Origin of the sequence: Flavobacterium quisquiliarum (assembly GCF_019308285.1) — a bacterium.
GTDB lineage: Bacteria > Bacteroidota > Bacteroidia > Flavobacteriales > Flavobacteriaceae > Flavobacterium > Flavobacterium quisquiliarum.
The window spans coordinates 25532-40360 of record NZ_WWEM01000025.1; the positions used below are offsets into that span (position 1 = coordinate 25532).

14 protein-coding genes are annotated in these 14829 nt (G+C 36.1%); 5 read left to right on the plus strand and 9 right to left on the minus strand.

The features are described 5' to 3' along the window. Window positions 1-58: 58 nt before the first annotated feature. On the minus strand, window positions 59-874 hold the full coding sequence (locus tag GSY47_RS11505; protein WP_219071344.1) for a tyrosine-protein phosphatase: 816 nt from the start codon (window positions 872-874) through the stop codon (window positions 59-61). 26 nt (window positions 875-900) lie between these two features. Next, window positions 901-3804, minus strand: coding sequence for a TonB-dependent receptor (locus GSY47_RS11510; RefSeq protein WP_219071346.1), 2904 nt, complete (start codon window positions 3802-3804; stop codon window positions 901-903). A gap of 219 nt (window positions 3805-4023) precedes the next feature. On the opposite strand from GSY47_RS11510, the gene GSY47_RS11515 reads away from it, so the two are divergent. Both GSY47_RS11515 and GSY47_RS11520 read left to right on the plus strand, forming a co-directional pair. Continuing rightward, a complete protein-coding gene (locus GSY47_RS11515; RefSeq protein ID WP_219071347.1) occupies window positions 4024-5232 on the plus strand; it encodes a helix-turn-helix domain-containing protein in 1209 nt (402 codons plus the stop codon). A gap of 296 nt (window positions 5233-5528) precedes the next feature. Beyond that, window positions 5529-7280, plus strand: coding sequence for an alkaline phosphatase D family protein (locus GSY47_RS11520; protein WP_219071349.1), 1752 nt, complete (start codon window positions 5529-5531; stop codon window positions 7278-7280). Window positions 7281-7518: 238 nt separating this feature from the next. Here the strand turns inward: GSY47_RS11520 and GSY47_RS11525 are convergent, their stop codons facing one another. Then, window positions 7519-8109, minus strand: a complete 591-nt coding sequence (locus GSY47_RS11525) for a tetratricopeptide repeat protein (RefSeq protein WP_219071354.1) — start codon at window positions 8107-8109, stop codon at window positions 7519-7521. 424 nt (window positions 8110-8533) lie between these two features. On the opposite strand from GSY47_RS11525, the gene GSY47_RS11530 reads away from it, so the two are divergent. The 3 genes from GSY47_RS11530 (at window position 8534) to GSY47_RS11540 (ending at window position 9930) form a co-directional block, all read left to right on the plus strand. After that, complete coding sequence (locus tag GSY47_RS11530) at window positions 8534-8965, plus strand: hypothetical protein (RefSeq protein ID WP_219071356.1); 432 nt, start codon at window positions 8534-8536, stop codon at window positions 8963-8965. Between the two features lie 378 nt (window positions 8966-9343). Then, window positions 9344-9640, plus strand: a complete 297-nt coding sequence (locus GSY47_RS26420) for a ribonuclease E inhibitor RraB (RefSeq protein ID WP_219071357.1) — start codon at window positions 9344-9346, stop codon at window positions 9638-9640. Window positions 9641-9741: 101 nt separating this feature from the next. Further along, complete coding sequence (locus GSY47_RS11540) at window positions 9742-9930, plus strand: hypothetical protein (protein ID WP_219071358.1); 189 nt, start codon at window positions 9742-9744, stop codon at window positions 9928-9930. Window positions 9931-10420: 490 nt separating this feature from the next. Here the strand turns inward: GSY47_RS11540 and GSY47_RS11545 are convergent, their stop codons facing one another. From GSY47_RS11545 to GSY47_RS11570, 6 genes are all read right to left on the minus strand, one after another. Beyond that, window positions 10421-10669 (minus strand): DUF6965 family protein, encoded by a 249-nt coding sequence (locus GSY47_RS11545; RefSeq protein ID WP_219071359.1) that lies wholly within the window; start codon window positions 10667-10669, stop codon window positions 10421-10423. Between the two features lie 131 nt (window positions 10670-10800). After that, entirely contained in the window at window positions 10801-11319 is a 519-nt protein-coding gene (locus GSY47_RS11550) for a hypothetical protein (protein ID WP_219071360.1), read from the minus strand. Between the two features lie 53 nt (window positions 11320-11372). Continuing rightward, window positions 11373-12584, minus strand: a complete 1212-nt coding sequence (locus GSY47_RS11555) for a gluzincin family metallopeptidase (protein ID WP_219071361.1) — start codon at window positions 12582-12584, stop codon at window positions 11373-11375. Beyond that, window positions 12502-12966 (minus strand): GNAT family N-acetyltransferase, encoded by a 465-nt coding sequence (locus tag GSY47_RS11560; protein WP_219071363.1) that lies wholly within the window; start codon window positions 12964-12966, stop codon window positions 12502-12504. Before GSY47_RS11560 ends, GSY47_RS11555 begins: the two co-directional genes overlap by 83 nt. Next, a complete protein-coding gene (locus GSY47_RS11565) occupies window positions 12956-14386 on the minus strand; it encodes a TolC family protein (RefSeq protein WP_219071364.1) in 1431 nt (476 codons plus the stop codon). Before GSY47_RS11565 ends, GSY47_RS11560 begins: the two co-directional genes overlap by 11 nt. Window positions 14387-14529: 143 nt before the next feature. Beyond that, window positions 14530-14829: a hypothetical protein gene (locus GSY47_RS11570; RefSeq protein ID WP_219071365.1), complete on the minus strand. Its 300-nt coding sequence runs from the start codon at window positions 14827-14829 to the stop codon at window positions 14530-14532.

Consider the following 14829-nt stretch of genomic DNA (forward strand, 5'->3'; position numbering starts at 1 on the left):
ACAAAAAGCCTGAACGTAATGTCAGGCTTTTTGAATTATTAACTTTAAGATTATTCCTTTATTTAGTGTACTTTTTTCTCAGGATATTTATTTCTTTAGGCCCAATTCCCATTTCCTGCTGCAGGAAGTTTTCTATACTTCCGTATTGTGTTTTTATACCTCCAAAAAACAAGTGGATAAGCTCTGGTTTTAGTGCCATTTCCTTTTCTATCTGAGCTTCAGTTAAGCCGCTCATTTTTGCAAGCGGTGCCATCATTCCCTTGTTCATTTTCTTAAGATAAACATTTGATGCCACATAATCTTCTTCGATCGTTTTCTCAGGAACATTTAAAGTATATAAAAATAATGCTGTTGCCATACCGGTACGGTCACGTCCTCCGGTGCAATGATACATTACCGCTTCTTTTTTATCTGCAGTCAATAATTTTACAAATAAGGGACGGAATCTGTCGCCACTGTATTTTACGGCATCTGAACCATAAAATTTTTCAAGAAAACCTCCTTCTTTCAAAAGTTTGACCATTTGTGCCGCATTAGGAATACTATCGCTTCCTGCAGGACTTAAAGTATAATCCGTATTTTGCGGCAAACGGTCCGGAGCAGCTTTCGATTCAGCCACACCTCTAAAATCAACAACGGTATGAATTTTCTTTTTATCTAAAAGTGCTATATCTTCATTGGTCAATTTATCAATTCCGGCGCTTCTGTATACTTTTCCCCATACAACCTCTTTTCCATCTGTAGTTTTATATCCGCCTACATCTCTAAAGTTTAATGCGCCTTTTACAGGAACTAATCTTTTAATACTGTCTGTTAGCTGAGCGTTTGCCAATGTTTGTACCAAAATGGCCGCTATAATTATTGTTTTTTTCATTTTTATATTTGATTAATTTATTTGTTTTAAAATATGTCATAACGTATTCCTGCCTGACCTCGGCTTCCGTACCATTCCTGCGAAGTAATACGGCGTTTATCATTGCCCATAAACATTTTTACAGGAGAATCGCTTAGGTTATTTAATTCTATAAATACCTTAAGTTTTTTGTTGATGTTTACCGTTGCAGAAGCGTCAATGGTAAAGTTAGAATCTGTCCAGATGTAATAATCCGGACCTAATTGCTGATTAATCGTTTCTACTGATTTTCCGCGGTAATTACCTGCAAGACGAACCATTACGCCGTTGCGTTCGTAAAAAAGGATAGCGTTAAATAAGTTTTTAGATTGGTTTGGCAAACTTGTTTTATCATTATAAACAGCAGTTCCGTTAACGCGCGGTACTTCTGTATTGGAGTCGATAAAAGTATAGTTGAATTCTACTCCGAATCCGCTCCAGAAACCGTTAAGAAAATCAAATCTTTTATTGATTCCGGCTTCAAACCCATATAAAGAGGCTTTGTTTAAGTTTTTTGCCTGCGTAACCAAATAGTCACTGCCGTCAACATTCTGCATGCTTACATCAGTAAATACCACATCGGTAATGTTTTTATAAAATGCACCTCCGGATAAAATTCCAACATTGTCAAAATAGTATTCGCCCATCAGGTCAAAATTATTACTGAAAGTTGGTTTCAGATCAGGATTTCCCTGTGTAATTGTCTGAGGTGATGAAGTTGTATTTGTTGAACTACCAGGGGTCATGTCACCAAAATTAGGACGTACGAAGGTTCGCGTGTAAGCAGCACGAAGATTTGATTTGTCGTTTAATTTGTATTTTAAATGAAGCATCGGAAGAAATGAATTATAATTATTTTCTACCACAGAAGGGCTTAATGTAATTACGGCTGGAGTGCCTGTAGTAGTGGCTTTTGTACCGTTTAAAGTCATAGCAGTATATTCGTTACGCAAACCTCCAACTATTTTTAAGTTATCTGTAGCATCAATTTCGGCCATTGCATAGCCGGCAATTACATTTTCATCACCAGTATAAAAAGACGTTGCATTTGTTTTAGAGGTAAAATCCATAAATCCGTTAGCGGTCTGGAAAGACTGTCCGTACATATTAAACAATTGATCTTTGGTTAATGGATTTACAATAAACGAGTTGAAATCTCCATTCATGTTTGCGAAAAACTTACTTCCACTTGGAAAACTAGTAGTCTGCAATGCTGAAAGAGGAACTAGTGCAGGTGAATTTGGAATTCCGACAGCGGCTCCCGGCAGATAAACATAATTAGATCCGTAAGTATTTGTTCTGTCTTTATGGCGGTATTTTGCACCAAACTTCAGGTTTACTTTAGAACTGGCTTCTACTTTTAAATTTACTTGTCCAATCTGATCCCTTTCGCTGTTGTCAAGCTGTGCAATTACCAATTGATTGAGTAATAATTTTGTGGGATCCATTACTTCGTTTGGATTGGCAAGTCCAGTTTCAAAATGATCTACTGTACCGCCAACTCCGTTTGGAGAATCAAATCCCCAATAGCGTTTTCCATCGCTGGAAAGATCGTTGAAACCGCCTGTTATTTTTTGACGGAAAGTAGCAATAGGAAGACCTTTGTTACCAGAAGTAGGAGGAGTATCCAAGTAATATTCTGATTTATGATTGCTGTAACTCCAGTCCAGTTTAAATTTTTCGCTCATCTGGTGTTCCCCGCCAACTTCGAAACCGTTTAGAGCTGTTTGATAATGAGAATATCTGTAATTGTACTGAAAACGGGAATTGGTATAATCAATATAAGATTCATAAACAGGACGGATATCATCGAATTTATTGGCCATTGCTCTAAAGAATATTTTATCGGAAGAAGTAAGTTTGTATTCCGCGCCTACATTTAAACCCTTGGTTTCACGTTCGCCCATATAACGTTTAAAAAGCACGGTATTAAGTGATTTTTTTTGTTCCATAACAGTGGCACCGGTATTGTAAGTGGCTGCAAATTCATCAGATCCCCATTGTCTGCTCCAGATGGCTCCCGAAACAATGATACCAAGTTTATTATTGAAAAAGCGGTCTCCATAAGTTACTGACGCGTTATAAGTACCGTTTTCGCTAAAGGTGTTGTAGCCTCCTGCAGCACTTACATTCAGCACACGTTTTGTCGGCGCTGTACGGGTAATAAAATTAATTGATCCGCCAATTGCATCTCCCTCCATATCTGGTGTGATAGCTTTTGCTACCTGTACATACTGGATCATTTCAGAAGGAACGGCATCCAAAACAGAAGAGCGGTTACCCATCACATTTGAACTCGGAAGACGATTTCCGTTAAAAAGGGTAGAAGTCCACGCAAAAGGCGTTCCACGGACAGTTGCCTGATCTGCCTCGCCATGATAACGGGCAACAGCTACACCCTGCATACGCTGTACAGCTTCGGCAGCATTACGGTCCGGTAATTTACCAATGGCATCGGCAGCCATTACATCCATAATGGCAAGAGAATTTTTCTTAATGCTGTACGCTTTTGCCTGAGAAGGGGCCATGGTGCCTTTTACTACGATTTCCTTTAGTGCCGCTGAACCATCCGGTGACATTTGAATCAGGCCAAGGTCATTTATCCCTTTTACAAGAGTTACGGTTATGGACTTTGTTTCAAAACCAATATAACTGATCTCTATAGTAACCTCTCCTTCTGATGGCGCAGTTAATGTGAAGGCACCCTGTAAATCTGAAATGGCGGAGTTATTAAATGTTTTTCCTGCAATATTGGCTGTAGGCAATGTTCCTGCATCGCTGGTAACAACTCCTTTTATAGTCTGCGCATAATTTGAAGCCAGAGAGCAGACTGAGAATACAGCAGTGAAAAGTATTTTTTTAAATATCTTTTCCTGCTTAAACAAAGATTTTAAAATAATTTTTGGTGTCATGTTTTGTAGTTTTTCTGCAAAGATTGCTTTGATTTAAACTACAAAACGACTTTGTCGAACTAGAACTACTTTTAGAAAGTGCCAAACTTTTTACCTATGATTAAGTTATTGGTTTTTAAATAATTAAGTTTTGTTATTAAATTGTTATCAATCAATTTTTTTGCATTTACCAAACATTAAATTAACAGCCTGATACTACTTTAGCACAAAGATTTTACGATGAAATACATTATTGCCATTGGAATATTTCAGGCGCTCCTGGCCGCAGTTTTATTGCTTAGAAGCAGGTACCGAAAAAATGCAGATGATTTGCTGATTTCCTTAGTTGTCTGTATAGGACTGCATCTCTCTATTAAGTTTTTCATTTTTACTTTTGTCCAGGATCAGCAGGTACTCAATATGCTCAATACTTTTATCGGCTTTTGTTATATACCTTTATTGTATTTGTATACTTTAAAGACCATTCGCCCTGAATTTGTAAGCGCTTCAAAATGGTACGTTTTTATTCCCTTTGTAATTGGGGCCATAGGTTATTTCTCCACCGTTTGTGTCTTATCGGTTACATCGCCAAATGCTTATTTAGTTCTGTATTGGTATAACACTATTAGTCTTTATACACTGCTTCCACTGGATATCATATTTTCATTGGGCATTATTTATTTGGCCATTCATAAGCTGCCAAGAAACAGTCAGGAGAAAAAACTAATCGTGCAGCTTGCGTCTCTTTTTTTAAGTATCGGAATATTGAGTGTTTTGCTTCTGATTTTTAGTCCGTCTGTTTTCTCTCTAAATTATGTAAGCAGATCTGTTGTCTATACACTTCTTGTTGTAATTACCATTAGAATAATTACCTATAAACACGGAGTGATTGCGGAGCCGGTTGCAGCTAATTTAAATGATGAAATCTTAGTATCGACATCAAGTTATAATGAGGCTGCTGAAACTACTGCCGAAATAATATCAGATGTAAATCGTTCCTTGCCCCATAATGTTGTTGGAAATACTTTAATGATAGAAAAAGAAACATTGAAGCCTCAAAGGCGAAAAGAAATTTTAAGCCAGAGTGAAATGTTTAAGATATTACTAAAGCTTGAAAAAGCGATGGAGAGCGAGAAGTATTACAGGAACAGTGAATTAACACTTGACGGGCTTGCAAAACTTACCAGTATTAATAAATATCATATAAGTGAAACATTAAATCATTTCGTAAATAAGCCATTCTACACTTTTATAAATGAGTACAGGATCGGATATGTAAAAGAGCAATTGAAGAGTTTGTCTGAAAAAAGCAGCAGTATTAATATTCTTGACCTTGCTTATGAATCCGGATTTAATTCAAAATCATCATTTAATAAGTATTTTAAAGAGATAACCAGTCATACACCAAGGGAATATATAAATTTAATTGCAGCAGAATTAGTTGTGTAGCAGTATTCCAAAAGCCTTTTCTTTTTTGATTTATTAGTTTGAAGCCTGATTTTATTTGAAACTGACACTCATTAACAAGATTTTTTATTTCAATATAGGGAACATTTCTGTATTGAGGTTACTGAACTTTTTACTCTGGTTATTTCTTAAAAAAGAAATAAACTCCAGTGTAGCTTCTTAAACTAATGATAATTTATTATAGTAAACGGATTGTTAACATTAATAAAAGGTAATGTTGAAATTGCCATAACTTATGCTTGCATATTAAATTGTTTTTTTGATATAAAAATTTTTTTATGGAAAAGAACAATGATTTAGGCAGAAGAAGGTTTCTTAGAAATTCTTTATTGGCTGCCGGAGGAGTTTTCATCGCCCCGCTTATTGAAAGCTGCAGTGACGATGATAAAACCGATAACAGCGGTGCGCCCGATGGAATGAAAAATGAAGGGTTTGAGACAGGAGTAGCCAGTTTTGACCCGACTGAAACAGGAGTAATTATCTGGACAAGATATTCTCAAGGTTCAGATGCTGAAATTACCTGGGAGATCAGTAAGGATGCCGCATTTTCTCAAGTCGTAAGAAAAGGACAGGCCGGGGCATCATCCACGAATGATTTTACAATAGCGGTAGATGTTCAGAATATTCCTTCCAATACAAAATATTATTATAGATTTTATAATGCCAAAACCAAACAGGTAACCCTTACCGGAGAAACACGCACGCTGCCCTCTAAAACAGATAGTGTAACTGATGTAAAAATGGCTGTTGTTTCCTGTTCTAATTTTCCGGCAGGACTTTTTAATGTGTATGGAGCTATTGCTTCTTCGGATGCCGATGTAGTGGTGCATCTTGGCGATTATATTTATGAATATGCGCCGGGACAGTATGGAACAAATCCTTTTACCAACCCGCTGGGCAGAGAACATAAACCAGCCAGGGAGATTACAAGCCTGAGTGATTACAGGGAACGATACAGACAATACAGGGGAGATAAAAACCTTCAGCTTCTTCACCAGAAAAAACCTTTTATATGTGTTTGGGATGACCATGAGTTTGCCAACGATGCTTATAAATCCGGCGCAGAAAACCATCAGGCGTCCGAAGGGGATTTTCAGATGAGAAAAATGGCCGCTTTTCAGGCCTACAGCGAATATATTCCGCTTAAAACAGGAAAAGACCTTAGAATATACAGAAGTTTTAATTTCGGTAATATTCTGTCCCTGTATATGATGGATACCAGAGTGATTGCAAGGGATAAGCAGATGAGTTATGCCGATTATATTGATAATACCGGAAATTTTGACCAGACAAAATTTACAACGGATCTGCTGAGCACCAGCAGAAAATTAATCGGAAGCGAACAAATGACCTGGCTGGGATCACAGATTAGTGCCGATACGGCAAAATGGAAAGTACTGGGCCAGCAGATCCTGATGACAAAAATGCTGATTCCGGCTGAGCTGCTGTTGCTTTTAAACCAGGTTTTAGCAGAAGTGGATCATTTCGGAAGTGCACAGCCGGCCACCATGCAGGCCCTAATTGGTGCAATCTCTGCGCTTGTTGTTATTAAAATGAGATATAAACAGGGTGATCCATCTTTAACTCCTCAGGAAATTGCGAGGGTTACCACAACCCTGCCGTATAATCTGGATGCCTGGGATGGTTATTTTGCAGAAAGGGAACAATTGTACGGGGTGCTTTCCGGGAAAAATGTAGTGGTTTTGGCCGGGGATACCCATAATGCCTGGATGGGTAAACTAACCGATATGCAGGGGAATCATATAGGTACTGAAATAGCCTGCAGTTCTGTTTCATCACCAGGACTGGAAGCTTATCTGGGCATTACCTCGGACCCTGCAAAAGCAATAGAATTAGCGCAGGCCTTTACAGTGCTGATTGATGATTTAGAATATGCAAATTTGTATAAGAGAGGATATACCTATCTTAAGTTCACATCATCTGGCTGTGAAGCGGAATGGAGATTTGTAGATAGTGTAACGGCTGATACTACCGCTACATTTACAGAAAAAAAATATACCATAGCATAGGTTTGCACTGATCGATTTTTTTGCTAATGCCCAAAAACTAAATAAATTTGGACTGTAAAAATTAAATCGGGGCAGGAGTAAATAATCCTGCTCCGATTTTTTATCTTATGGATTTGAATGATTATAAACGAAGGATGGATTAGTAATATGTTTAAGATAAATTAACTGGTAAACAGCCTTCGTTAAGGCAGAAAAGGGACCGGTCATTAAGTTATAAATTTAATTTGCCGGATCATTGTCAGCTTTGCAATAGCATTTCATTGTTTTTCAATTTTGTAAACCGGTTATCTTGAAGCCTGATTTTTTTTATCTGGCGCAGACATTCATTAATGCCATTTTTTATCTCAGCATAAGGAACATTGTGAATTGAAATGATGGAATTTTTCACGCTTTCTGCGTAGTTTGCTGCATCAATTAAATCTGTTTCAATATTCTTTAAAATGCTGTTTTCCAGATTTTTATTTTTCTTGTAATAATAAATACAGGCAGTAATGTCCTCTATTTGTCCTTTTAGATCAGCTATTGCTTTTTTTGAAATGGCACGGCGGTAATAATTGGAAAACTCCAAGGGGTTATCTTCAATGAGTTGGTCGAAATCTTCAATTGCCTGGCAGTGCCTGTTTAGTTTTTGAAGGCATTTTGCCCTAAGTTTAAAAAACTTTACATCAGATCCCAAAGCTATCGCATTATCAAAATAGAACAGCGCTTCGCTTAATTGGTTTGACAGGTACAGTTTTTTTCCTTTTCTAAAATTAAGCAGTTCCTGCTTTGGGTTTGCCCTGGAAAAAATATTCTTAAATTTTATTGCCGATTCATTAAACCATTTCATATTCTAAAATTTAGCGGTCAGATTATTTATAAAATTTAAAGAAAACAAGGGCTTTAAATTTAGTGTTTTTTTTAAATATAATACCCTGTCAGAAGAATTAATTTTACATTTCCCTGACAATTAGTTTCTTAAAAAAAGGGCGGATGCCTTTGGTTATGCTTATAGAGGAGCAGATAGTATGCATAATGGTAAAGTATTTGCTGAAAATATAAGTTTTTACTTATTTTATTATCAGGTTTTAAATTTATTTTGTTCAATAAGCCTTCTATGGGGCCCTGCAGGCGTGTTTAAAAAACTTAACATTGGAAAATATATTTTAACAGTACATTTGTTTACAATTTGATAACAATAAAACAATCATTTAGTTAAATGCCTGTCAAGTTTGTAGAGGTGTGGTAATTTTTTATTATAACAGTAACAGCAAATGAGCAAAAACAACAGCGAGGAAAAATCCGGTGACCAGCAGGATAGCAGCCAGGCAGAGAAGGCCACTGAAATACCTGCCGCTTCGCAAATCCTCTGCGGCGAACTTGCCGGCATAGAAGCCCAAGCTCCTGAAGCCGGGGATTTACAAATCGATACGGAAAAACCGGTAAAAGAAATTTCTGAGGGAAAAGAAAAATCAGAAAAGAACAAACTTAAAATCAAAAAGATGAAAGAAAAAGAAAAAGAAAAAGAGAAAAAACAGTCAGCAAAGAAAAAAGAAAAGGCTAAAAAGAATAAAAAAGATAAAAAGGCAAAACTAAAAGCGAAGGCTAAAAAGAAAGACCGTACCCAGAAAGCCAAAAATAAAGCCAAGGCAAAGAAAATTGCCAAAAAGAAAGCGAAAAAGAAAGCTAAAAAATCTAAGAAATAAGAGTAGCTCTTGCCATGGCAAGGGCTTTTTGCTGATATAGCAAGAGTCTGGTTTGAACAATGTTCATTTTATCTATTGCATTATCGTTATGCAAAGAATGAAAAACACCTGCAATTCTTATTAAATTGTAAATAAAAATGCATGCTCAAGCTCCTGCTCCCTGCCAGCGCAGTAGGCCCAGGTCCAATATTAAGTTTGCATCAGCGAGGCGAATTGAATAGTAAGTTTGCCTATTTTTGTCTGAAATAATTATAAACCAAAACCAAAAAATGGAAATCTTACGTTTTTTAAAGCCTAAAAAAAAAGAAGCGCTTTGTTTCTGAAAATGTTTTTACGGCCAATCAGGATAAACAATTCAGGCTTTCAATAGAAGCGCTGGTGGGTCTTCGGGACTCGGGGGTTGAAGAAGAGGATGAATTAAAAATCGATTATTTCTTTTACACCGATACTTTGGAAAAAGCCCGCGAATTCGAAAATGAAATCCGAAAAGTGGGCTATATTGTCAATCACGGGACGGCTTCCCATGATAAAAGCCTTTTTGTCGTATCAGGCAGGACCACACCAATTAGAATGATGCATGAAACCCTGAGCAGCTGGATTGCAGAGATGTGCCAGATGGGGTATAGGTCGGACTGCAGCTTTGATCATTGGAGCATTGTTGAGCAGTCCAAATAGGGCCGCGTATTTTTTCTCAAGCGCCTGGTGGTAACAAGTTTGGTTTTATTTTTTGTCAATAAAACTGTTTTGTATAAAATGCAAATTAGAGAAAATAGAGAATGAAAACAATCCAGTTCAGAACAGATGACCTTACCCAGTATACCGTTAACATATCGCAGATAACCTGTATCTTTCCAGATGATCAGTCAAAGGGGACTTGGGTATACCTTAGCTGCGGCACCAGGCTTAAAACACTTCTTGCACTTGATGCTGTAATGGAAATGATAAAGCAGGCAGAAGAAGGATAAGTATTTTTATTTTTTCAGCGCATTTGGTTACTTAAAGGTCTATTTTGTCGGATAAAGTTGGATTTTGGAGAAACAATTATAAACGGTAATATTTGAGATTAACCACTAGGATACTCTTGTGGATCTAAGGGTAGATCTGAAGCATCTATTAATGTATAATAGTTTCGAACCTAAACTTGGTAGACCTTTATTTTGTTGTATTTGTGTTTTTCAATATACCCATGTGCCGCGATTCTGCCGCAAAACTTAAAGCGGTGAAATACCTTTAAAAAACACCTAAACTTTTTGCGGTAAAAAAATATGTGCTCGTGAGATAAAGAACCCAGGTTTCTCATAAATACAGCTCTGCTGTCTTTTACTGGGAGTTTTGGTAAACTCTTAAGGGGTGAAATAAATGATGCTCTTCTGATTCTGTTTCTCTTTGGAAGATAATTGATATAACCGTAATCATTCAGGTCTGCGGTGCATCTATGGCAGGTGACAGGACCGCTTATTTTAGCTTTACTCCGATTGGATTCTCGCTTTTAGTTTCCTTTGAAGCTCGTCTTACAAGTGTATAGAACTCTTTTAAATGCCACCAGGCAGGGCAAATCTCAAGGTCTCCTTTATAATGGTATATAGTGAGAAAACAGCTTTTAAGGAAAAGCTGGGAATCTGTGATTCTCGCCCATGGTTTTAACTCTACCGGCTGTGGAGGGGGAGTGGCTTCAAAATAGCGTTTTATTTCTTCTGGGGTCATGGGGCAAAATTAGTTAAAAAGTATAGGCCTGTCAAGGGGTGATGGGGTGTTGGCTTAAAATTTTAAGTTGTCTTCTCTGCTTTTGTTCCAACTGTACTGGCAGTCATTAAATTACTATGCCGATTTTATTTTTAGTTTTTGGAATCAGTTTGAGACCCCTCCGGTGTTGCATTATCCATTAGGTCCTTTTCTATGCCCTTCCCGGTTATGTCTTTGGGGCCGCTTTGGGGTTCCTTATAAGGGTTCTGCGGGTCATAGGGACTGGGTGTTTTTGGCTGTGTGTTTTGGGGCTTTGATCGGGTTTTGGGAATTACGGTGGTCCTTGTGGTAATTTTTTGTTGTATATTTTTTGGTTTGATATTGTTTTTTTGGAGCTTTTTCCCGCTATCCGTTTCAATCTTTTGTGCCGAACACCGGCACAAAAGGATTTCCTCTGCTATCAGGGCTAGGATCTGCAACAGATCCAATTTGTCCTTGGAGAATGTAATTTGAACCCAAGTTGATATAAGGAATTGCAGAGATTGGTGTACCACATGTCTATCCAGTCTTTGTATGGCTATACCAATTTGTTTTGGATGTCCTGTTGGGGCTTGTAGTGAAAGTTTATTATTATATACCACAAAAAAACTAATGATAATAACAAGTTCCAATAGCAATATTTTGCGGTCAAGCGCTTCACAAAAGGATTTTATCGCTTTGGAAGCTAGTTCAATTTTTTTTCATATGTATTTTTTATTTTAATGCCCAGCTTTTGCAGAAGTTCATTTCCCTCTTTTTCATTCACAAAAGAGCTTTTTTTATTTTTATAAAAATTAATTAAAATATTCTCCGCCTTATCGTTTTCCAAAAGCATCAGAGGCAACAGATCATAGCAGTAAGTGTTGTATGTAGTTTGATCATTTATTTTAGCAAAAGATAAATCATAATTTTTGATTTCATTAATGTTCTTGCGTTTAGCTGCCATAATCTGGTTTAAATACTTGTCATCTGCTTCTTTCATAAGATATTTTAAAGTGAAGTATTCGGTGAAAGCCTCAGTTAAAACCGGGTTTTCAAAACGTATTGAATTATCTCCCCACCACATATGCAAAATTTCATGTATTAATATCCTCTTGTTAAAATAATCATTTTTCAGAAACTTTTCATTTAAGGCTAGCGCTCCATATATATTTTTACCTGCAAGATTTCCCTCAAATGGCATGAAAACTATTTTTGGTTTTTTACTTACTGGTTCAAAAATCTGCTGAAAATTTTCAAATGATTTGGCTATAATATCAATAATCTGATACTTTCTTTTTTGATTTTCAGGAAGGGTTTTCCTCTGGTAGATTTTGTAATCTTTGTATAATTCTTCTTTGAAATCCCCCGCAATAACGGGAGGAGCAGTATAAAAATCCTGCTCTAAATCATCTTTCGCAGGGTATATGAGCGTTAGGCTGGAAGGAAGCGCAATATTGAGAACAATTTTCTTTTTTGAATTAAAAGTACTTTTTTCCATTGCGAGGTAATTCTCGGCAATAAAAAATACCGATTCCTTTAAAAAGAAATTATCGTAATGCGCAGTGGGCAGGTTTACGGAATATTCCAGTCTGCCGGCAGATTTTAAATACTGCCGGTAAATACCTCTGAATAAATCTGTTTTGTCTTTCAATGACTGCTCATTACTGCCAATAAGCGGAATATTTTTGTGAAGAAGAAGTGTGTCTTTTTGTGTTATCCCACTGATATTTTCGCTTACATTGATAGAGCCTGCAGTATTAATTTTTAGATTAACTTTAATTTCCTGGGAATTTCCTGGGATGAAATGAAACAGAACAAGCAGAGAAATTATTTTACATATATTTTTCATAAACAGTGTATTTAGGTTTATAATTGACTTTTTCAGGTAGAGTCTCATCGTTGAAACTGTAGACACGTAATTCTAACTTATCGATACCTTTAGAAATTAATCGCTGCTCCATATCTGTCATTAACTGCCTTCCTATGCCATTTCTCTTTTGCTCTTCATGTACAGCAACATACAGTACTTCCCCGATTACCGAATCTTTAAAAATAAAATTATTCCGAACCTGTGTTATTTTAGCCAAAGCGAAGCCTACCACTAAAGTGTTTACTTCAGCAACACTCAATATTAAATTGCTCTCTTCTTTAAATACATTAGTAAAGAGAAGGTTATAGCGGTCCAGATGAATTTCCTTTTTTACATCCATACTGTTCCTGGCGTGTTTGGCATCAAGTTCCTTAAATAATGGCAATATTGAAAGGCAGTCCTCTTTTTTGGCTAATCTAATTTTCATTTTTAAGTATATCTATTAAAGTAATAAGTTCAATTTCAGTAATTTTTTCATAGCAGTTTTTTAGAATATCAATACGTTCACTGACTGTATTGAAATATTCATTTTCAGTCTCTGAGTATTCTTTGAGCAGAATATTATGAGCAAACAGGAGCGTTTCCATCCTTTTTAATTTTATTGTGAGAAGTTTCAGCCGATCTTCTTCAATTGCCAGCGATTCAGCAAGATCCTTTACTTCTTCATATAGAAAGTTAATCCGGTCAAGAGTTAAGAGTTTTTCCTGTTTTAAGTTTGATGTTTCAATATCATACTGAGTTCTGCTGATTTCAAGTTCAGTGCGTTTTCTGCCAAAATCCAATAGGGGAACACTTAAAGAAATTGAAAAATTCTGGCTCTGATTTGGATTCTGGAAAATGTCGTAGTAATAATTAGATGCATTATTAAATCCTGCGCCTATAGTTACATTAGCAGAGTAAAATCTACTACTTTCAAGCCTTTTTACGCTTTTCTCAAGTCCCAGCAGACGGCTGTTTTCCATAACCGCAAAAAGCTCTAAATAGCGATCGATATAATATTGTTTGTCTTTTAAATCAAGCTGGAGTTTCGGGGTTTCAAAATAATCATTATCATCAATTATCCTTGAATTAAAAAAATGATTGATGCTCTCGGTTTTCAAGCTTTCTGATTTACTTAAAAAGCGGGATCTTTTCTGAAGGTCTAATACTTTTAATTCGATATCTATGGAATCATAAGCAATTAATCTTCCGGCATTAATGAGTTTTTTGAGAACTTTTTTATAGATGTCTGCCGTTTGTAGAGCCTTATTATTAATAATTTTTTCATTCTTTATCTGAAGTATTTGAAAATATTCTTCAACGGCTTTCTTTTTCACTTCTATCTGTACTCTTTTATACTCGATTTCATTAGCTTGGTATCTCGCATCCTGTATCCTTTTATCCCATTTCATCTCATTGAAAAAGTTCAGAGGCTGAGATAAACTGGCTCCAAGCCATGATGCAGAATAAGAGGTGGTTACATCTCCCTGGTCAAAATTGTCCAGACGGTTAAAAGAATTTGATATTGAAAGCTGGCCGCCTGTAAAAGGAAGCTTTTGAGATACCGTCAGATTCACACGTGAATTAGCATTGTTAGATTCTCTAAATGCATAGGTCCCATCGGGCTGCAGAATTTCAGAAATAGACCTGTTGTAAGCGGGAAGGGTAAAACTAAGTGAGATATCTGGAAGAAAACTTTTATTGAACAGGCTGTTCTCTTTAATTTTTATGCTTTGATTTTTGTTAATATTTGACATTTCAGTTGAACTGTACATATTGTTTATAAAATCGTTTACCTTGTGGGTACGCTGTGGATATAATATTTGAGAACAAAAAAAGATACTGATAAAAATTATTTTATAATTCATTATGTTTTAAGAGAAAAAGGCAGGAATTTTCTTTGATTCCTGCCTTTAATAATGTCAAGACATTTAAACAGCTGTTAATTTGCTTACTGCTGCAGTAGATATCTTAATTGTTAATTTCGAATCTGGATTTAACACTCTTGCAGTTATATACTATTTTTTGTTCTTTTTTTTTGAACGTTATAAGTTATATATCCTAACAATACAGCTACAGGAATTAATGTAAAAGGAGCAAAAGTTTTGGAAGTATCATGTGTAACTTTTTCCATAGCTTTTTGCTGCTGTTCTGACATTTCATTTTCCGTAAAAAAACCATCTTGGTTTAAATCAAATTTCGAAAGTTCCTTTTTATAACGGTTTCCATTAAAAATCACTATCGAATTTAAAATGAGATAAGATAGTATAGTAATTAAAACAGCAGTTTTTAAAGGAGTGAAGAATTTCAT